General features: G+C 57.5%; 14 protein-coding genes. 12 read left to right on the forward strand and 2 right to left on the reverse strand.

Going from position 1 to position 20,895, the window contains the following annotated elements:
* Nucleotides 1-272: 272 nt before the first annotated feature.
* The 3 genes from AAE045_RS05825 to AAE045_RS05835 are packed head-to-tail and all read left to right on the forward strand — an operon-like array spanning nt 273 to nt 4,647.
* A complete protein-coding gene (locus AAE045_RS05825; RefSeq protein ID WP_455546882.1) occupies nt 273-3,485 on the forward strand; it encodes a molybdopterin cofactor-binding domain-containing protein in 3,213 nt (1,070 codons plus the stop codon).
* A gap of 13 nt (nt 3,486-3,498) precedes the next feature.
* Complete coding sequence (locus AAE045_RS05830; protein WP_455546883.1) at nt 3,499-3,960, forward strand: (2Fe-2S)-binding protein; 462 nt, start codon at nt 3,499-3,501, stop codon at nt 3,958-3,960.
* A 45-nt stretch (nt 3,961-4,005) separates the two neighbouring features.
* Complete coding sequence (locus AAE045_RS05835) at nt 4,006-4,647, forward strand: NTP transferase domain-containing protein (protein WP_455546884.1); 642 nt, start codon at nt 4,006-4,008, stop codon at nt 4,645-4,647.
* On the opposite strand, the gene AAE045_RS05840 is transcribed toward AAE045_RS05835, so the two are convergent.
* Entirely contained in the window at nt 4,598-6,388 is a 1,791-nt protein-coding gene (locus AAE045_RS05840) for a sigma 54-interacting transcriptional regulator (protein ID WP_455546885.1), read from the reverse strand. The two genes, AAE045_RS05835 and AAE045_RS05840, sit on opposite strands and share 50 nt — an antisense overlap.
* A gap of 379 nt (nt 6,389-6,767) precedes the next feature.
* On the opposite strand from AAE045_RS05840, the gene ygeW reads away from it, so the two are divergent.
* From ygeW to arcC, 5 genes are read left to right on the forward strand one after another with little or no spacing between them, the layout of a single operon-like run.
* A complete protein-coding gene (ygeW, locus tag AAE045_RS05845; RefSeq protein WP_455546886.1) occupies nt 6,768-7,955 on the forward strand; it encodes a knotted carbamoyltransferase YgeW in 1,188 nt (395 codons plus the stop codon).
* Nucleotides 7,956-7,998: 43 nt separating this feature from the next.
* Nucleotides 7,999-9,213 (forward strand): diaminopropionate ammonia-lyase, encoded by a 1,215-nt coding sequence (dpaL, locus tag AAE045_RS05850; protein WP_455546887.1) that lies wholly within the window; start codon nt 7,999-8,001, stop codon nt 9,211-9,213.
* Complete coding sequence (locus AAE045_RS05855) at nt 9,206-10,420, forward strand: YgeY family selenium metabolism-linked hydrolase (RefSeq protein WP_455546888.1); 1,215 nt, start codon at nt 9,206-9,208, stop codon at nt 10,418-10,420. The genes dpaL and AAE045_RS05855 overlap by 8 nt, the downstream gene beginning before the upstream one ends.
* Before the next feature lie 51 nt (nt 10,421-10,471).
* A complete protein-coding gene (hydA, locus tag AAE045_RS05860; protein ID WP_455546889.1) occupies nt 10,472-11,863 on the forward strand; it encodes a dihydropyrimidinase in 1,392 nt (463 codons plus the stop codon).
* Entirely contained in the window at nt 11,860-12,792 is a 933-nt protein-coding gene (gene arcC / locus AAE045_RS05865; RefSeq protein WP_455546890.1) for a carbamate kinase, read from the forward strand. The genes hydA and arcC overlap by 4 nt, the downstream gene beginning before the upstream one ends.
* Before the next feature lie 81 nt (nt 12,793-12,873).
* Here arcC and AAE045_RS05870 read toward each other — a convergent pair whose 3' ends face one another.
* A complete protein-coding gene (locus AAE045_RS05870; protein ID WP_455546891.1) occupies nt 12,874-13,692 on the reverse strand; it encodes an XdhC family protein in 819 nt (272 codons plus the stop codon).
* A 310-nt stretch (nt 13,693-14,002) separates the two neighbouring features.
* Between AAE045_RS05870 and ygfK the strand changes: the two genes are divergently transcribed.
* From ygfK to glsB, 4 genes are read left to right on the forward strand one after another with little or no spacing between them, the layout of a single operon-like run.
* A complete protein-coding gene (gene ygfK / locus AAE045_RS05875) occupies nt 14,003-17,110 on the forward strand; it encodes a putative selenate reductase subunit YgfK (RefSeq protein ID WP_455546892.1) in 3,108 nt (1,035 codons plus the stop codon).
* Between the two features lie 2 nt (nt 17,111-17,112).
* Nucleotides 17,113-18,438 carry a putative aminohydrolase SsnA gene (ssnA, locus tag AAE045_RS05880; RefSeq protein WP_455546893.1) on the forward strand — a complete coding sequence of 442 codons (1,326 nt, stop codon included), beginning with the start codon at nt 17,113-17,115 and terminating at the stop codon, nt 18,436-18,438.
* Between the two features lie 14 nt (nt 18,439-18,452).
* Complete coding sequence (locus tag AAE045_RS05885) at nt 18,453-19,919, forward strand: nucleobase:cation symporter-2 family protein (protein ID WP_455546894.1); 1,467 nt, start codon at nt 18,453-18,455, stop codon at nt 19,917-19,919.
* Nucleotides 19,920-19,923: 4 nt separating this feature from the next.
* On the forward strand, nt 19,924-20,889 hold the full coding sequence (glsB, locus tag AAE045_RS05890; protein ID WP_455546895.1) for a glutaminase B: 966 nt from the start codon (nt 19,924-19,926) through the stop codon (nt 20,887-20,889).
* Nucleotides 20,890-20,895: the final 6 nt, after the last annotated feature.

Here is a 20,895-nt window from a genome sequence, read left to right on the forward strand (position 1 = left end):
CACAATTCACGATTAAACCCCACGTTAATTACCGGCGACGATGCTAACGCGGCGGGTAAATTATCAGATTGATAAATTCGATATTATTCTCAATTCGATTAGCTTACTTCAGGCATTCGGCCAGGTTATTTCCCGCGCAGTTGTGCAAAGTTTTATAATCCGCCTCGCAAAAATAACAATGAAAAGTCCTTCTGCCGGTGAATGGCATGGCCTTTGCTTAGTCCTGCCTGATGAATTCACTTTTAGCTCTCTTCTTATTTACGGAGAATGGTATGGAAACAACGCTGGTAGGCACTGAAGTCCCGCGCGTTGACGGCGAAGCAAAGGTCAAAGGCAGTGCCATTTATGGTGACGATATCGTAATGACGGGGATGCTGTACGGCGTTTGTCGCTATGCGGATATCGCCGCGGGTCGTCTTGAAACGCTGGATATTAGCGAAGCGCAGAATGTTCCGGGCGTGGTTTATATTGCCACCGCCAAAGACGTGCCCGGCGTGGATCGCATAGGCGTGATTATTTCCGACTACCCGCCCATTGCGAAAGACGAAATCGCCTTCCGTGGGGATGTCATTGCCGTGATCGCGGCAGAAACCTACGAGGCCGCCTGTCTGGCCGCCGACAAAATCACCGCCACCTATACGCCCTACACGCCAATTACCGACCCGGCTGAGGCATTAAAGCCCGGCGCAAGGCTTATCCACTGCGACACCGAAAGCAACGTTATTAATCGTCACCACACGGTAAAAGGCGATATAGACGCAGGTTTTGCTGCTTCGACGCATATTTTTGAGCGCGATTACGAGGTGGGGTTCCAGGAGCATGCTTATATCGAGCCGGAATCCATCACCACCTATCTTGATCCCAACGAAAACATTATTACGGTGGCCGGCTCTATTCAGAACGCCCACCGCGTGCGCGGCATTGTTGCGAAATACCTCAACTTGCCGCAGGCAAAAGTTAACGTTAAGCGTTCGGTGCTCGGCGGATCGTTTGGCGGCAAGGACGATATTATCGACCATCTTGCCTGCCGCGCATCGCTATTAACGCAAATAACAGGCCGCCCGGTTAAATTTACCTACAACCGCGAGCAGTCCATGCGCGAAAGCTACAAGCGCCACCCTTATAAAATGAAATATAAGATAGGCCTGGACGACAAGGCGAAAATACAGGCGATTAAAATCGACATTATTGCCGATGGTGGCAGCTACGCGGGCCAGACGATATTCGTCACCTGGCGCAGTTCGGTGCAGGCGGCGGGGCCGTATAACATCCCTAACGTCCGCGTGGACGTCACCGGGGTTTATACCAATAACAACTATACGTCCGCCTATCGCGGATACGGCGCACCGCAGGTAATCTTTGCCAACGAATCGTTAATGGATGAGGTGGCGGCGGCCTTTAATCTCTCCCCGGTAGAGCTTCGACGCCGCAACGTCCTGAAGCAGAACGATACCAGCATGGCCGGGCAGGTGTTCAGCGAGCACACCGTGTCGGCACAGGAAGTGCTGGATCGCGCCCTTAACAGCAGCGAGTTCTGTGCCAAAAGGGATCACTATAAAAAGCTCAACGCGCAGAACGGGCCGATCAAATACGGTATCGGCCTGGCCCTCAGCCACCGCGGCTGTTCGCTGGGCGCTGAAGGGCTGGACGCCTCATCGGCGCTGATTCAAATCAACGCCGACAGCAGCCTCAACGTCTCCACCTCCGTTTCTGAAAACGGCCAGGGGCTGCAAACCACCATGTCGCTCATTGCCGCCGAAGCCTTCGGGCTAGAGCTTGATCGGGTGATGTTTACCGATCCGGCAACCTCAATGATTGCGGACGGTGGCTCCACGGTTGCTTCGCGGGGCACGCTGATGGGCGGCCAGGCGGTGCTGAGCGCGGCCAACAAGCTCAAAGGCAGAATGCTTAAGGCCGTCGGTCAGGAGCTGAACGCCAACAGCGTTGAAGAACTGTGCTGGCTGAAAGGCGAGGTCTTTAACCGCGCTCAGCCCGATCTGCGGCTCTCGTTTACGGACGTGGTCAATAAAACCAAAGCCCTTGGGGAGAACCTTTCTGCCTACGGCTGGCACGTTGCGCCGGATATCCACTGGGATGAGCATAAAGGCTCTGGCAGCCCGTACTTCACCTGGGTTTACGGCTGCCAGATTGCCGACGTGGCCGTCGATACCCGCACCGGGAAAATCACCCTCAACCACATCACCGCGGTGCACGACGTGGGTAAAGTCATCAACCGCGTGGGGATAGAAGGACAGATTTACGGCGGCGTAGTGCAGGGGATGATCGGCTACGGCATGCTGGAAGACTTTAATACCGCCCATGGCGAAGTGAAATCTGAAAACTTTGATACCTATCTGTTGCCGACCATCAAAGATGTCCCGCCAATCACGGTGATTACCGTGGAAAACCATGACAAAGCCGGGCCGTACGGGGCGAAGGTTATCGGCGAGCCGGTGCTGGAACTGGGCGCCGCGGCGCTGAACAACGCCGTCAGCTTCGCCATTGACCGCTGGAACCGGCAGATCCCGCTAACGCTGGAGCAGGTTCGCCTGGGCTACAACCTGAAAAAGCCGGAGCGGCAAAGCGAGGTTCAGGGTGAGCCGGGCGCCAAAAAGCAGGTACTGCGCATCAACAATATGCAGGTCTGCAACCCGACAAGCCTTCAGGAAGCGCTTGATGCGCTGAAGGAACCCGGCGCAACGGTGATTGCCGGAGGAACGGACCAGCTGGTGCAGGCCAGAATGCAGTCGGGAACCACTAAGCTGGTCAATATTTCCGGGCTAACAGAGTTAAGCCAGATTGCCGAGGCCGACGGCGGGGTGGTGATTGGTGCCGCAGTCTGTTTCAGCGACCTGATTGCCCATCCCGGCATCGCGGATAAATACCCGCTGCTGGTTACCACCTGTCGCACGATTGGCTCGCTTCAGCTGCGTAACCGGGCCACCCTCGGCGGCAATATCGTCAACGCCGCGCCCTGCGCAGACTCCGTGCCGCCGCTGGTGATCCTGGATGCGGAAGTCGAACTGCAGTCTACCGGGGGCGTGCGCTATCTGCCGCTCAGCCACTTTATCGAGGCGGGATACCGTACGAGCCTGAAGCCGGGCGAACTGCTGACGCGAATTATGATCCCGGCACCACGAAGCGATGTGCAGCTGCAACGCTATCTGCAGCTGGGCCGCCGCAACGCGCTTAACATCACGCGGCAAAGCCTGACGGGGCAGTTCAGCCTTTCTGCGGATGGCAGGCTCACGCTTTGCCGTCTGGTGGATGGCGCGCTGTTCAGCAAGCCTCAGCGGCTGTACGACATCGAAGACTGCCTGCTTGGTAAAGCGCTGTCCGCAGAGCTGATTGACTCGGTGGGCGAGGCCCTGAACCAGAAGATGGAGGCGGCGATCGGCGGGCGCTGGTCGGCCCCGTACAAAATTCCCGTCTATCTCGATATGTTCCGCCAGATGCTGAACGATGTGATGAACGCCGGAAAGTGAACAGGACTGAAAAATGAAAACGATAGAGCTGAAAGTAAACGGTATTCGCATTAGCCGCGAGGTTGAAGACAGCCGCAGGCTGGTTGATTTTCTGCGTGAAGATCTCCGTCTGACGGGGACCAAAGAAGGGTGTTCGGTGGGGGAATGCGGTGCCTGTACCATTGTGATGAACGGCAAGGCGGTTTGCTCTTGTCTGATCCTTGCGGTGCAGTGCGCAGGAGCCGAAATCACCACGGTTGAGGCGCTGCACCACGATCCGGTGGGCGTGAAGCTGCAAAAGGCCTTTGTTCGCCACGGCGGGACGCAGTGCGGGTTTTGTACGCCAGGCGTCCTGATGAGCAGCAAGGCGTTGCTCGATGCTCATCCGCATCCTTCTGACGAAGAAATCTGCGAAGCCCTGGAAGGAAATCTGTGCCGTTGTACCGGTTATCATCCGGTAATTAAGTCCATTAAAGCCGTACTTAAGGCAGTTTAGCCACTGTTTGGCCCCGATTTTCGGGGCCTTTTTTGGAGCAAAAAAATGGAGAGCAGACCTGAATGCGTCATGCTGGCAGCTGGCCTTTCAAGCCGCATGGGTACCTGGAAAATGATGCTGCCCTGGCGGGAGACGACCCTTCTTGATAGCGCCATTGAAAACGCGCTGGGGTTTTGCAAACGTGTCATCCTGGTGACGGGACACCGGGCCGAAGAACTGCACGTACGGTATGGCGGACACCCTCAGGTGACCCTTGCCTATAATCCTGACTTTCATGACGGCATGTTTTCTTCGGTCGTCTGCGGCGTGATGCAGACTCGCGGCGAACATTTCTTTGTGTCGTTAGGGGATATGCCCGGCATCCCCCCTTCGGTTTACGCCAGGCTTTGGGAGGCGCGAGGAGATAAGTGCGTAGTGCCGGAGTTTGGCAGCTATCGTGGCCACCCGGCGCTGCTGCCCGCAGCCATGCGGGGCATTATTCTGGCTGCCCCGCCGGAGGCAACGTTAAAGCCGCTGCTGGACGACTTTGGTCGCGTCAGCATTGCCGTGGCTGAGCCAGCTATCCACGAGGATGTGGATACGCCAGCTCAGTATCTGGAACTCTGCGCCATCCGCTCGCGCCAGCCGCTACCGGCGGCTACAGGCTCCCGGTTTTCGCATCTAAAGATTCCAGACCATATTTCTTAATCTTGCGGTACAGCGTGGCGACGCCGATGCCCAGCTCTTCGGCGATCGCGCGCTTATTGGCCTTGCGTATCAACGCTTCTTCAATCAGCGTTCGCTCTATGGATTTCAGGCTGGCGCCATTGTTGAGCGGTAAATCCCGCGGCTGTGAAGATGTGGGCACGGGGAGAGTATGGAAAGAAGGGGGCAGCATGGCGCTGTCAATCACTTCGCCCGTTGGCACGATATTCACCAGATACTCAATTAAATTGCTCAGCTCGCGAACGTTTCCCGGCCAGCGGTAACGCTGGAAGGCGAGAATAACGTCGCTGTTTACGCCGGGATAAGCCTTGCCAATCCTTTGCGAATGTAAATTGAGGAAGAAATGCATGAGCAGTTCTATATCCCCCTGCCGTTCGTGCAGCGGCGGAAGCGGGACAGGAATAACATTCAGACGGTAGAAAAGATCTTCGCGAAACTGGCCGTCGGTAATTTTTTGATCGAGCTTCTGATTGGTTGCTGAAATAACGCGAATATCAACTTTGACCGTATGGTTAGCCCCTACGGGCTGTAGCTCACGGGTTTCCAGCACCCGCAGGAGCTTGGCCTGTAAAATAAGCGGCATGTCGCCTATCTCATCCAGAAATAACGTGCCGCCCTGCGCCGACTGAATAAGGCCAATTTTCCCTCCCGGTGCCGCGCCGGTAAAAGCACCCTTGGTATAACCAAATAATTCGCTCTCCAGCAGGTTTTCAGGAATTGCGGCGCAGTTAATAGCGATAAAAGGTTTCGCATGGCGGGTGCTGAGACGATGCACGGCGCGGGCTACGACTTCTTTACCCGTGCCGCTTTCCCCGGTGATCATAATGCTCGACGGGCTGCTGGCAACCTGGGCTATCAGACGCTTTACCGTCTGCATCTGGAAGGAGTCGCCGATGATCTGCTCGATTTTGACCTCGCTGTGGTTCCTCTGCTCACCGTCCAGCAGGTGCGACTGGTGGAACGCAAACAGCAGCAGGCGATGGTTATCCACCGACAGAAGCTGACAGGTTGCCGTTTTTTTGATGTCGTTACACTGCAGGTGATACTGAACGAACCCGTTCCTGGCAATCGCCGAGAACGTCAGCGGCTGTAAGTCGATGCGCTGTCCGACCAGGGTATCTTCGGGAACGCCAAGAAAGTTAAGAGCGTTTTCATTGCACAGCACTACGCGATTCAGATCGTCGAGCACCATTACGCCCTGGTCCATTGCCGCGACCAGACGCGAGAAAAGCTGCGTGTCGCGCACGCTGGCGCTGCCGTGACGGGTGAGGTTGCTTATCACCAGCGCTGAAATATGCTTGATGTACTGGGTAAAGACCTGGCTGTTGTCACACAGCCGCTGGTACTGCTCCGGCGTGGTTGCAATCAGGCTAATCACACCTAAGCATTTGTCGTCATGCAGCACAGGCACGCCGATAAACGCCATTTCATGGCAGCAGTCGCGCCCGTCGCAGTCCTTGCAAAGCGGGTCAAGCCGGGCATGCAAAACGACCTGCTCTTTTTTTGATTCAATGACGGAACGTAGCAGGCTGCTATTTGTATTGGGGACTTCCCCCAGGTCGTAACCATATATTCCCGTCCCGGCAACCCGGACGTAGTGGTTATCAATAACTTCCACTTCGAGGTGTAAAACACGGTGCAATAACTGTGTGAAATGCGCCACCGTCGCCTGCACTTTCATTAATGTTCCTGGAGCGCCTGGGGTGATTTTCTTTTCTGGCATAAAAGTACCTGTAATCGTCAGGATATTTTGCAAATCATTTCAGATTGCTGCAAATATGCATTTTGCACGAAGGCAATCTGGCGCGATGATAATCTCATAATGAGAAATCTAACTGGCTTTATCATTTTGAACTGCTGTATATCGGCGCTGAACACCGCTTCCGGACAATAATTCATCATGTTCTGGCATTGCTGGCCTGAATCATTATCAATGAATTAGCGATTTCTTTTAATTGCACAGGAAATTTCGACTGTCCTCACATAATTCAACCCACTTGTCTCTGTCTGAACGTTCTGGCACGAAAGTTGTTACCTCTTTAATCCATAAGCAGGATGTGCCGAGAGGCGCGGATTATTTTCACTCACAGAGGTCAATTGTCATGAGTTCAATTGCAGGATTAATTGAAGCAATTAATAAATTACCGTCAGAGTTGCACAGCAAAGACTTTCTTCTTACCTGGGAGCAGAGCCAGAGCGAGCTTCAGCAGGTGCTCGGGATTGCGGAAACGCTAAAAACCATGCGGGCTGAAAATATTGCCACACGTCTCTTTAACAGCGGGCTGGGCATCTCCGTATTCCGCGATAACTCCACCCGTACGCGTTTCTCCTACGCCTCTGCGCTGAATCTGCTGGGCCTGGCGCAGCAGGATTTAGACGAAGGCAAATCGCAGATTGCCCATGGTGAGACGGTGCGCGAAACGGCGAACATGATCTCTTTCTGCGCCGACGCCATCGGCATCCGCGATGACATGTACCTGGGCGCGGGCAACGCCTACATGCGTGAAGTGGGGGAAGCGCTGGACGACGGCTTCGCCCAGGGCGTGCTGCCGCAGCGTCCGGCACTGATCAACCTGCAATGTGATATTGACCACCCGACCCAGTCGATGGCGGACCTGGCCTGGCTGAAAGAGCATTTTGGCGGGCTGGACAAGCTGAAGGGCAAAAAAATCGCCATGACCTGGGCCTACTCGCCGAGCTACGGCAAGCCCCTATCCGTGCCGCAGGGGATCATCGGCCTGATGACCCGCTTCGGGATGGACGTCACCCTGGCCCATCCCGAAGGCTACGACCTGATCCCGGACGTGCTGGACGTGGCGCGTAATAACGCCAGCCAGAGCGGCGGCAGCTTCCGTCAGGTTTCCAGCATGGAAGAGGCGTTCGACGGGGCCGACATCGTCTATCCAAAATCCTGGGCGCCGTGGCAGGTTATGCAGACCCGTACGGAACTGCTGTACGCCGGTAATGACCAGGGCCTGAAAGAGCTGGAAAAAGCCTGCCTGACGCAGAACGCCCAGCACAAGAACTGGCACTGCACCGAAGAGATGATGAAGCGCACCAAAGGCGGTAAGGCGCTCTACATGCACTGCCTGCCAGCCGATATCACCGGCGTCTCCTGCGAGGCCGGGGAAGTCGAGGAGAGCGTCTTCGAACGCTACCGCATCGCCACCTACAAAGAGGCCAGCTGGAAGCCCTACATCATTGCCGCAATGATCCTCGCCCGTAAATATGCCCGTCCAGGGGACGTGCTGGCGCAGCTGCTGCGTGAAGCCCAGCCGCGAATCAAATAAACGGCCCGTCGCCCACCCGGGCGACGGCCACAAGGAGGATGTAATGTCCCGGTTTACGATTCCGATGAATATCGCTGATAACGGCTGGTTTAACGGTCAGGGAATGGCGCTTTTCTCCAGGGAACCTGCGCTGAAGGCGCGGGCCTTTCACCAGCAGCTGCCCGGCTATCAGCCTACGCCCCTCTACGCCATGAATGCGTTTGCCAAAGCGCTGGGCGTAAGCCAGGTGTGGGTAAAAGACGAGTCCCGCCGCTTCGGGCTTAACGCGTTCAAAATGCTCGGCGGGGCGTACGCCATCGCTCGTCTGTACTGTCAGAAATACCAGATTGATATCAATAACTTCTCCTTCGAGCAGTGCCGTAACTCCCCGCGAGAGAAAATGACCTTTGCCACCACCACGGACGGCAACCACGGGCGCGGCGTGGCCTGGGCGGCGAAAGAGCTGGGCCAGCACGCGGTGATTTACATGCCGAAAGGATCGTCCCAGGAGCGCGTCGATCACATTACCCGTCTGGGTGCCGAATGCATCGTCACGGACATGAACTACGACGACACGGTGCGTCTGACCGAACGTACGGCGACGGAGCACGGCTGGGAAGTCGTGCAGGATACCGCCTGGGAAGGGTATACGGAGATCCCAACCTGGATCATGCAGGGGTACGCAACCCTGGCGGTGGAGGCGGCGGAACAAATGCCCGTCGCGCCAACGCATGTCTTTTTACAGGCTGGCGTAGGGGCAATGGCCGCTGGCGTGCTGGGCTACCTGGTGGACGTGTACGGCGCGGAAAAACTGCACAGCGTGATAGTCGAACCAGACCGGGCCGACTGTCTTTATCGCTCGGGGCGCAGCGGCACGATTACGCCCGTTGGCGGCGACATGAATACCATTATGGCCGGTCTGGCCTGCGGTGAACCTAACCCGCTCGGCTGGCCGCTGCTGCGTAACTGCGCCCACCAGTTTATCTCCTGCGACGATCGCGTCGCGGCGCTGGGCATGCGCGTGCTGGGCAACCCGCTACAGGGCGACACGCCGGTTATCTCCGGTGAGTCCGGTGCCGTCACGATGGGCGTACTGGCCGCCGTCATGTTCCATCCGCAAAAACAGGATCTCATGCAACAGCTGGGCCTGGACGAAAGCTCCCGCATTCTGCTTATCAGCACGGAAGGCGATACCGACGTTCAGCACTACCGGGAAGTGGTATGGGAAGGAAAACACAGTATTTCAGGTTGTAATAATCAGGAGCATCAACATGGCTAACATTCCGTTTAGCGACATCGTCGCAAAAGCCGAAAGCTACAAAGCAGATATGACCCGTTTTCTCCGCGATATGATCGCCATCCCCAGCGAAAGCTGCGACGAAAAGCGCGTGGTTCACCGCATAAAAGAAGAGATGGAGAAGGTCGGCTTCGACAAGGTTGAAATCGACCCGATGGGTAACGTGCTCGGCTACATTGGCCACGGCCCGCACCTGATCGCCATGGATGCCCACATCGACACCGTCGGCATCGGCAATATCAAAAACTGGGAGTTTGACCCCTACGAGGGGATGGAGAACGACGAAATCATCGGCGGGCGTGGCTCGTCCGATCAGGAAGGGGGCATGGCCTCCATGGTTTACGCCGGGAAAATCATCAAGGATCTGGGGCTGGAGGGGGATTACACCCTGCTGGTCACGGGGACCGTGCAGGAAGAGGACTGCGACGGCCTGTGCTGGCAATACATCATTGAGCAGTCGAAAATTCGCCCGGAATTTGTTGTCAGCACCGAGCCAACGGACTGCCAGATCTATCGCGGCCAGCGTGGGCGCATGGAAATTCGCGTTGACGTGCAGGGCGTGAGCTGCCACGGCTCGGCACCGGAGCGCGGCGATAACGCCATCTTCAAAATGGGGCCAATACTGGGCGAGCTGCAGGAGCTTAACAACCACCTTAAGCATGATGATTTCCTGGGTAAAGGCACGCTCACCGTCTCCGAAATTTTCTTCACCTCCCCAAGCCGCTGTGCGGTGGCGGACAGCTGCACCGTCTCCATCGACCGCCGCCTGACCTGGGGTGAAACCTGGGAAGGGGCGCTGGAAGAGATCCGCTCTCTGCCTGCGGTGAAGAAGGCGAAGGCAGAGGTCAGCATGTACAACTACGAGCGTGCGGCCTGGACCGGGCTGGTCTATCCAACCGAATGCTACTTCCCAACCTGGAAAGTGGAAGAGGATCACGTCACCGTCAGAACCCTGAGCCAGGCCTATCAGGGACTGTTCCGCAAAGATCCCGTGGTGGACAAGTGGACGTTCTCCACCAACGGCGTCTCTATTATGGGCCGTCACGGCATTCCGGTAATCGGCTTTGGTCCGGGTAAAGAACCGGAAGCCCACGCGCCGAACGAGAAAACCTGGAAAGCCCATCTTGTTACCTGCGCGGCCATGTACGCCGCTATTCCGCTGACCTATCTGGCCCAGCGTCAGGGGTAAGTCATCAGATCGTGGCGGGTAGCAGTCTACCCGCCTACTAAGGCGAGAACGATGAAACGGTTAATCCAGGGCGGCACCGTTGTCGATGAGTGGGGCGAATACCGCCAGGATCTGCTCATTGATAACGAAAAAATCCTCAGCCGCGAAACGCATATCTCCCCGGACGAGGAGACAGAAGTTATTGATGCCACGGGCTGTCTGGTGATGCCCGGCGGCATAGATGTTCATACCCATTTCAATATCGACGTCGGGCTCGCCCGCAGCTGCGACGACTTTTACTCCGGCACCCGCGCGGCGGCCTGTGGCGGCACAACCACCATCATCGACCATATGGGCTTTGGCCCGCAGGGTTGCAGCCTGCATCACCAGCTGGCGCTCTATCATCAGTACGCGGCGGGAAAGGCCGTCATTGACTACGGTTTCCACGGCGTTATCCAGCATATCGACGACGACATCCTCAGCGAAATGGCGTCAATGGTGACCGAAGAGGGCATCAGCAGCTTCAAAATATACCTTACCTATCAGTACAAGCTTGACGATGCCGCCGTGCTGAAGGCTTTTGAAGGGCTGAAAAGAGCAGGGGCATTAATCACCGTTCACCCAGAAAATGACGCGGCGATTAAATCGCGCGTTACGCAGTTCGTGCAGGAAGGCAAAACGCAGCCTGTCTGGCACGCCCGCAGCAGACCCATAGCCTGCGAGGCAGAAGCCATTTCACGCGTGGTTCATCTTGCCCAGCTGGCGGGTAACGCACCGCTCTACATTGTGCATCTTTCTAACGGCCCTGGTCTGGACATCCTGCGCCATGCCCGCGCTCAGGGACAGCCGGTGTGGGTTGAAACCTGCCCGCAGTATCTGCTGCTGGATGAAAGCAGCTACGAGCAGCCCGACGCGCTGAAGTTTATCCTCAGCCCACCGCTGCGGGACAAAGCCCAGCAGGCGCTGCTGTGGGACGGGATCTGTGACGGGTCGATAGACACCGTCGCCACCGACCACTGCACCTTCCCGTGGTCGCAGCGCCTGCTGCTTTCCGACGGCAACTTTACCCGCTGCCCTAACGGCCTGCCGGGCGTCGAAAACCGCATGGCGCTGCTGTTTACCTTCGGGGTGGCAACAGGCCGCATTACGCCGTCTCGTTTCGTGGCGCTGACCAGCAGCAATCCTGCCAGGCTGTTTGGCCTGTGGCCGCAGAAAGGCTCATTACAGGTGGGCGCTGACGCCGACATCGTCCTTTTTGCGCCGCATAAAACGGGCATTGTTCGCCACGAAGCGCTGCACGATAACGTCGACTACTCGCCCTACGAGGGCATGGCGCTGCGCGGCCTGCCGGTAATGACCCTATGCAGGGGCGAGATTGTCTGGCGGGACGGCTTATTTACCGGGCAGGCCGGTTACGGTCGCTTTTTACATCGTTTGCCTTTTACTACAAGGGATATTTCATGAAGAAAAGAATTGTGCTGGCGCTGGGAGGGAATGCCCTCGGTGAAGACCTGGCGCAGCAGATGCACGCGGTCAAAACCACGGCCAAAGCGATAGTCGACCTGATTGCCGAAGGGCATGAGCTGGTGATCACCCACGGCAACGGGCCGCAGGTCGGCATGATCCACCAGGCGTTTGAAGCGGCGGCCGTCCAGCACCACGGTCAGGTACTGCCCATGTCCGTGTGCGTGGCCTTAAGCCAGGGATACATTGGCTACGATTTGCAGAACGCTCTGCGCGAAGAGATGCTCAACAGGGGCATTCATAAGCCGGTGACTACGCTGGTCACGCAGGTACAGGTTGATAAGCACGATCCGGCGTTCATTGAACCCAGCAAGCCAATCGGTTCGTTCCTCAGCAAAAGCGAGGCCGAAAAGCTGATGTCCCAGGGCGTAGCGGTACGGGAAGACTCCGGCCGCGGCTGGCGGCGGGTTGTCGCTTCGCCTAAACCGAAAGATATCATTGAGAAGGAGTCGGTTAAGGCGCTGCTGGAAGCCGGGCATGTCGCCATTACCGTCGGCGGCGGCGGTATTCCGGTGATCGCGCAGGGTAACCATCTTAAGGGGGCAAGCGCGGTTATCGACAAAGACTGGGCCAGCGCCGTGCTGGCAGAGATGATTTGCGCTGATCTGCTGATTATCCTCACGGCGGTAGAGAAGGTGGCGATTAACTTTAACCGCCCTGACCAGCAGTGGCTGGACGCGATGTCCGTCGACGAAGCGAAACGCTACATTAAAGAAGATCAGTTTGCGAAAGGGTCAATGCTGCCAAAAGTGGAGGCGGCGATGCATTTCTCATCCTCCGCACCGGGCCGTGAAACCCTGATAACGCTGCTGGAAAAGGCGAGCGAAGGGATAGCCGGCAAAACCGGCACCCGGTTACGCAATATGTAAATCCGCTTTCGTCTACGGCAGGCCGGATGGCGCCGCGCTCATCCGGCCTGCCGTAGCGAGAGTTCCAGCGTACCCCCTGTTTCAAATGGCGGCGCAGGCCGCCATTTCTTCTTGCTCCACGGCTTTCATTTTGTGCTTCGGCCCTTTGGTGACCAGCAGCAGCTCCGCCATCACGCTTACCGCTATTTCTTCCGGCGTTTCGGCGCCAATATCCATCCCCACCGGCGAATGCAGATGGGCCAGCTGGTCTTCCGTTATGCCTTCTTTTCTGAACAGTTCTCTGAAATGCTGGGCCTTGCGGCGGCTGGCCAGCAGGCCGAGGAAGCGCGAAGGGCGGTTGATTAAGGCGCTCAGCGACTCTTTGTCCTGATGGTTGGTGGCGATAATCACCAGGCTTTTATCGTCCAGCGGCAGATTGGCAATCAGGCCGGTGAAGCTTTCCCCGTGGTAGCGGTGGCAGCCCTCCGGCAGTTCGGGATGGTCGAGATTCTCCAGCCAGGTATCCACCACGTGGACTTCAAAATTTAGCGGCACCGCCATCTGCGCGATAGCGCGATTCACATGGCCGCCGCCGATCAGCATCAGGGAAGGGCGCCGGGGATAGACGGCGATGTGCACCGTCATCGCGCCGCCGCAGTCCGACCCCACGGCATGCTCCCCCTGCTGCGCCATGCGGCCATGAAACAGCTGGGACTGCCCCTCTTTTAACGCCTCGCGGGCTTTCTCCAGCACCAGCCGTTCCATCATGCCGCCGCCAATCGTCCCGGCCATCTTCCCGTCCTCGGTAACTATCATGCTTGCGCAGTGGCGCGGCGTTGACCCCCGGCTTTCAATAAGCTGGATCAGGGCAAAACTCCGGTTCCGGCTTTCGCACAGGCTCGCAAGTTGAAAAAGCATCATCACAGTTCCTCTTCGACAGTTGAATACAGCTATCCCTGCAATATTCATGCCCTGCGGCAAAGAGCATTAAACCGGGAGGTGAAGGGGATGCGGCTTATCAATACGATAATTGTTTTCTTAATATGAAAATGAGAGGTGTAAAAGAGATGCGTTAACCCAGCAATATGCCTGAGAATAATTAAAGCGTGCGATCGTACTCACATATTTACTCCCTTCCTGGGCGAACGGGCCGCCATGGCGCGGTTGTTGCTTTACTGAAAGAAAAAACGCAGACGCGATGAGCTATTTATTCTTTAAGGAGCAATGATCGATGAGTGATATTATGCGTCCGATTCCCTTTGGCGAACTTCTTCACAGAATGTTTGCTGAATATGAAACGAATCGCTCTATTTTTGGCATCCCCGAAACAGAATTTTATCTTCGCGACCCGGGCAGACAGCTGACCATTTTTGGTGAGACCTGTGACACCCCCGTCGGGCCTGCCGCCGGGCCCCATACCCAGCTTGCGCAAAACATCATTACCTCTTGGCTGACCGGCGGGAGCTTTATCGAGCTGAAAACCGTGCAGATCCTGGACCGTCTGGAGCTTGAAAAACCCTGTATTGATGCGGAGGACGAGGCTTTTAATACTGAATGGTCTACGGAATTTACGCTGCTGAAGGCCTGGGATGAATATGCCAAAGCGTGGTTCGCGCTCTGGCTGCTGGAAGAGATATTTACCCCTCGCCACCAGCAGGCGGGCCGCTCATTTATCTTTAATATGAGCGTCGGCTATAACCTGGACGGCATAAAACAGCCGCCGATGCAGAAATTTATCAACGAGATGATGGATGCATCTGAAAATAGCAAATTTGCATCTTATCGTAACGAATTGAAAGAGTGGGTTGCGCGCGAAGAATTTATTAACCTGATGGGGCTTGCCTCCCGTAAAAAAGATTTGACGGCGCTGCCGGATCGTATTCCGGCAACCATGGTAAAAGGCGTGACGCTTTCCACCATGCACGGCTGCCCGCCGGAGGAAATAGAATCCATTTGCAGCTATATGCTCACCGAGAAGAAATTACATACCTTCGTGAAGCTTAATCCTACTTTATTAGGTTACGCGCGGGTACGTGAAATTTTAGATGGCTGCGGCTTTGATTATGTCGGGCTCAAAGAAGAGTCTTTCGCCCACGATCTGAAGCTGGACCGCGCGCTGGAAATGCTGCAAAGACTGATGGCGCAGGGCAAAGCGGTCGGGCGCGAGTTTGGCGTGAAGCTGACCAACACGCTGGGCACCATCAACCATAAAGGCCGCCTGCCGGGGGAAGAGATGTACATGTCCGGCCGTGCGCTTTATCCGCTGTCGATCAACGTGGCGGCAACGCTTTCACGCGCCTTTGACGGCAAATTGCCTATCTCCTATTCCGGCGGCGCCAGCCAGTTCAATATCGCCGATATTTTTGCCACCGGCATACATCCCATCACCATGGCCACCGATCTGCTCAAACCCGGCGGCTACCTGCGCCTGGCCGAGTGCGCAGGCATTCTGGCGAAGGCCGAAGGCTGGGAACGGCATTCGGTTAACGTAGAGAAACTCGAACGGCTTGCCGCCAGCGCGCTGAAGGAAAACTGGTCGCAGAAAGAGTGGAAAAGCAAAGAGAGCATTGATGCGGGCGGCCCGCTGCCGCTCACTAACTGCTACGTGGCCCCCTGCGTTACGGCCTGTGCCATCAAACAGGACATCCCCGAATATCTGCGTTTAGCCGGGGAAGGCCGCTACGTGGATGCCCTTGAGCTGATCTATCAGAAAAACGCCTTACCCGCCATTACGGGGCATATCTGCGATCATCAGTGCCAGTACAACTGCACCCGCCTGGATTACGAAAACTCGCTGAACATCCGCGCCATTAAGGATCTGGTGGTTGCTAAAGGATCGGCGGAATACCGCAGCCGCTGGCATAAACCTGCGGGGTCGGGGAGCAAACATCCCGTTGCGGTAATTGGTGCCGGACCTGCGGGGCTCGCTGCGGGCTATTTCCTGGCCCGGGCCGGACACCCGGTAACGCTGTTTGAACGCGAAGCGAACGCGGGCGGCGTGGTACGCAATATCGTGCCGCAGTTCCGTATCCCGGCGGAAAAAATCATCCACGATATCGATTTTGTTGCTGAGCACGGCGTGAAGTTTGTCTTTGGCTGCGACCCGGCGCTGACGGTTGAAAAACTTCGCCAGCAGGGTTTCCACTACGTCTGCATCGGCATTGGTGCCGACAGCAACGGCGGTATGCCCCTGGCCGGGGACAACCGTAACGTCTTTAAATCCTTTGAGTTTCTGCGCGCCTTTAACCGGGGTGAGGCCCTGAATCTGGGGCGGCATGTCGCCGTCGTTGGGGCGGGCAACACGGCGATGGACTGCGCCAGAGCGGCGCTGCGCGTGCCCGGCGTTGAAACCGCGACCATCGTTTATCGCCGCAGTAAAAACGAAATGCCCGCCTGGCCGGAAGAGGTAGAAGAGGCGGAGCAGGAGGGCGTTCGCTTCCGCTTCCTTGCCAGCCCAGAGCGCTTCGATAACGGTGGCCGTCTGGTGGTGCGTGAGATGACGCTGGGCGAGCCGGACGCGAAGGGCCGCCGCAGGCCGCTTGCTACCGACAGGTTGGAGGTGCTGAGCATCGACTCGCTGATCTCCGCCATTGGCGAAAGCCCGGACTACGATCTGCTGGCCCGGATGGGCGTGCCGCTGGATGTGAAGGGCTACCCGCAACTTAACGCCGGAACGCTGGAAACGTCCGCATCCGGCGTGTACCTGATTGGCGATGTGCAAAGCGGCCCGTCGTCCATCGTGGCGGCCATTGCCGGAGCGCGCAAAGCCACGGACGCTATCCTCGCCAGGGAAAATATCCGCTCTGACAAAGGCGACAAGCGCTGGCTGAATAACGATCCCGTGGCGACCTACGCCCGCAAAGGCCGCATCGCGGTACAGCAGCTGGGGGCGGACGCCGGTGACGACTTCGCCCGCCAGGAGGCGCAGCGCTGCCTGGAGTGCAACTATATCTGCGCCAAATGCGTGGACGTCTGCCCAAACCGCGCCAACATCTCGCTGGCCGTACCCGGCTTTAAAGATCGTTTCCAGACCCTGCACCTGGACGCCTACTGCAACGAATGCGGCAACTGCGCCCAGTTCTGCCCGTGGCAGGGCAAGCCGTACAAAGACAAGCTCACCGTGTTTAGCCTGGAAAAAGACTTTTACAACAGCACCAACCCTGGCTTCCTGTGGCGCGGCGACGAGTGCCTTATCCGCCAGGGAGAAGGGGTCTGGAATCTTCCTGTCACGGCTGAAGGCCGACTGGGCAACGCGCCGGAAGAGCTAGCCGAGGTCTGCACCATCATCAATTACGTTAAACGCCAGCACGGCTACCTGCTGGGCGCGGTTGAGGAGTAATCATGCTAATTTTAAAAAATGCTACGGCGGTACAGTTCTCTCCGGCCAGCGTGCAGGAGGGCATCGACATCGTCATTGAGGGCGACCGTATCGCAGAAGTGGGAAGCAATCTTTGCGCGAAATACCCTCAGGCGGCCAGCAAGGAGATGCGCGGGCGCATAGTTATGCCGGGGCTGGTCTGCGCCCATAATCACTTTTACTCCGGGCTGTCGCGGGGGATCCTGGCATCCATCGCGCCCTGTCCGGACTTTATCTCCACGTTGAAAAACCTCTGGTGGCGGCTCGACCGAGCGCTGGACGAAGAGTCGCTTTATTACAGCGGGCTGATTTGTTCGCTGGAAGCTATTCGCCACGGCTGCACTTCCGTCATCGACCACCACGCCTCACCGGGGTATATCGCCGGTTCGCTGAATATTCTCCGCAGGGGGTTTATGGAGGCGGGGCTGCGCGGGATGACCTGCTACGAAACGACGGATCGCAACGGCGGTCTGGTAGAGCTTGAGAAAAGCATTGAGGAGAACGTTGATTTTGCCCGCCTGATTGACGAGGAGAAAAGAAAAGCGTCAGCGCCTTATCTGGTTGAGGCACACATTGGCGCACACGCGCCCTTTACCCTGCCTGATACCGGGCTGCGAATGCTGAAATATGCCCTCGACAGCACGTGGCGCGGCTTACATATTCACGTTGCAGAAGACCGTTACGATGTTTCCCACAGCCACGACAGGTACGGCATCGACCCCGTTGTGCGCCTCGATGATGCCGGGCTGATTAACCAGAAGGCACTTATCGCCCACGGGCTGTATCTCAGCGATGCCGAAGTCGACATCATCAATCAGCGTGGGGCAACGCTTGCCCACAACGCGCGCTCCAACATGAACAACCACGTCGGCTACAACCAGCAGCTGACGGCAATAGAACGCGTGGCGCTCGGCACGGACGGCATCGGCGCAGATATGTTCGAGGAGCTGAAGTTCGCTTACTTCAAGCACCGCGATGCGGGCGGGCCGCTGTGGCCGGACGGCTTCCTGGCCATGCTGCACCAGGGCAACGCCATTCTCGAAGCTAATTTTGGCGCGCGCTTTGGCGTGCTGGCAGCAGGGTATACGGCGGATCTCACCATCCTCGACTACACCCCGCCAACCCCGCTGCAGGCCGAAAACCTTGCCGGACATTTCGCCTTTGCCATAAACAGCAGTCACGTAGACAGCGTTATGGTGGCGGGCCACATGGTGTATGAAGACAAAGCGTTCCCGCAAAGCGTGGAACACCTGTACCGCGAAGCTGCCCACAGCGCGAAAAAACTATGGGCAAGAATGGACGCTCTGTAAGCGGAGGTATCGTAATGAGCACCATCCAGAAAGACGTTATGCCCCGGCACGTGGAGCCGGTAGATGAAGTTTTACCGCTAGGACAGATGATCGTGTACGGCTTTCAGCACGTGCTGGTGATGTACGCCGGGGCGATTGCGGTGCCGCTGATCATCGGCAAGGCCGTCGGCTTTACCGACAGTCAAATCATCCTGCTGATCAGCACCGATCTGTTTATCTGCGGCTGCGGCACCATTCTGCAGTCCATCGGCATCGGCAAATGGATCGGCAGCCGCCTGCCGATTGTGCAGGGCTGTACCTTCGCCGCCCTTATCCCTCTGGGGCTGATAGGGCAGCAGTACGGTATCGGCGGGATTTCCGGCGCGGTGATCGTCGCCGGGATCTTCACTCTTATCTGCGCCCCGTGGATAAGCAAGCTGGTGCGGTTTTTCCCGAAAGTCGTGATGGGAACTATCGTCACGCTGATTGGGCTTTCCATTCTGCCGGTGGCGGGCGGCTGGATCGGCGGCGGGGATGCCCATGCGGCGACCTTTGGCAACCTGGGGTCGCTGGTGATGGCGTGCTTTACCCTGGTGGTTATTCTCACCATTTATACGTTTTCCACGGGGATGCTGAAAAATCTGGCGGTGCTGCTGGGGATTATTATCGGCACGCTGGTCTACTTCTTCCAGGGGAAGCTGAGCATCGGCTCCCTGGATGAAGTGGGCTGGATGACCTTCCCGAAAATTATGCGCTTCGCCACGCCGGAGTTTCACTTTGTCCCCGCCGTGCTGCTGTCGATGGTGATGATAGTGGTGATGGTCGAAACGATGTCCTCGATGATGGCGATGGGGGAGATCGTTGGGCGCACCGCAGATAAAAACGTGCTCAAGCGCGGGCTGTATGCGACGGGGGCTGCCACGCTTGTCGCGGGGATCTTCAATATGTTCCCGTACTCCGCCTTTGCCCAGAACGTCGGGCTGGTGAGCATGACGGGCATCCGCAGCCGGTTTATCGTCGGCGTCGCGGGCTGCATTCTTATCGTCATGGGGATGTTCCCGGTGCTGGCCGCGATGGTGGTCGCCGTGCCCAAGCCGGTGCTTGGCGGTGCGGGGATTGTGATGTTTGGCATGGTGGCGGTGGCGGGTATCCGCACGCTTGGCCTGGTGGATTATCGCAACAACAATAACGGCATGGTGGTGGCGCTGACGCTGAGCATCGGCCTGTTGCCGGTGTTGGTGCCGCAGCTGTTCCATAATCTTCCCCCGGAAATTGCCATGTTCCTGCACAGCGGCATAACCATCGGCACCGCGGTGGCGATTATCTCTAACCTGGCGCTGAACGGCGGCGGACGCAGGAAAGAACAGGCCTGCGCCCACTGCGAGCCGGGAGAGATAGATAACTCCACCACGGCGGCCCGCAGCGCGGCAATCCGCACCGTGCGCGTCTGGCTGCTGGTGCGTCGCGCTCGGGAAGAGCGGGCCGCGCACCACAAGCTCTGATATAATGGCGGGCGTAAAATTCCCGCCAGTTCAGGAGCTTCGGGTGCCCGTTCAGTTAGATAATCATTTGCTGGAAGAGATTCTGGCGCAGGTCAGGCCCCTTATCGGCCAGGGTCAGGTGGCGGACTACATTCCCGCGCTGGCAGAGGTTCAGGCCGATAAGCTGGGCATTGCCGTCTGCACCGTTGACGGCGATCTGTTCACCGCCGGCGACGCGCAGGAGCGGTTCTCCATCCAGTCTATTTCTAAAGTGCTGAGCCTGGTTCTCGCCATGGGGCGCTACGAAGAGGCGGAAATCTGGCAGCGCGTCGGAAAAGAGCCGTCCGGCCAGCCCTTTAATTCCCTTGTGCAGCTTGAGCTGGAGCAGGGAAAACCCCGCAACCCCTTTATTAATGCCGGTGCGCTGGTGGTCTGCGATATGCTGCAAACCCGCCTCAGCGCCCCGAGGCAGCGCATGCTGGAGGTTGTCCGCCAGCTCGCGGACCAGCCGGATCTGGCCTACGATGCCCGTATCGCAAAATCAGAGTTCGAACATTCGGCGCGCAACGCCGCCATCGCATGGCTGATGAAGTCCTTCGGCAACTTCGACAACGACGTCATCACCGTTCTGCAGAACTATTTCCACTACTGCGCGCTGAAAATGAGCTGCGCGGAGCTGGCGAAAACGTTTCTGTTTCTGGCAAACCAGGGGCAGACGCTGCAGCACGACGAGCCGCTAATCACCCCGCAGCAGACCCGCCAGATTAACGCGCTGATGGTGACCAGCGGCATGTACGACGGGGCCGGGGAGTTTGCCTACCGGGTTGGCATGCCGGGCAAGTCGGGCGTCGGCGGGGGGATTATCGCCATCGTTCCGCACGAGATGTCGATTGCCGTCTGGTGCCCGGAGCTGGACGCCTCCGGCAACTCGCTGGCGGGCACCGCCGCGCTGGAGATCCTGGCGAAGCGTATCGGCCGCTCTATTTTTTAAGACGGT

Origin of the sequence: Dryocola clanedunensis (genome assembly GCF_038405435.1) — a bacterium.
Lineage (GTDB): Bacteria > Pseudomonadota > Gammaproteobacteria > Enterobacterales > Enterobacteriaceae > Dryocola > Dryocola clanedunensis_A.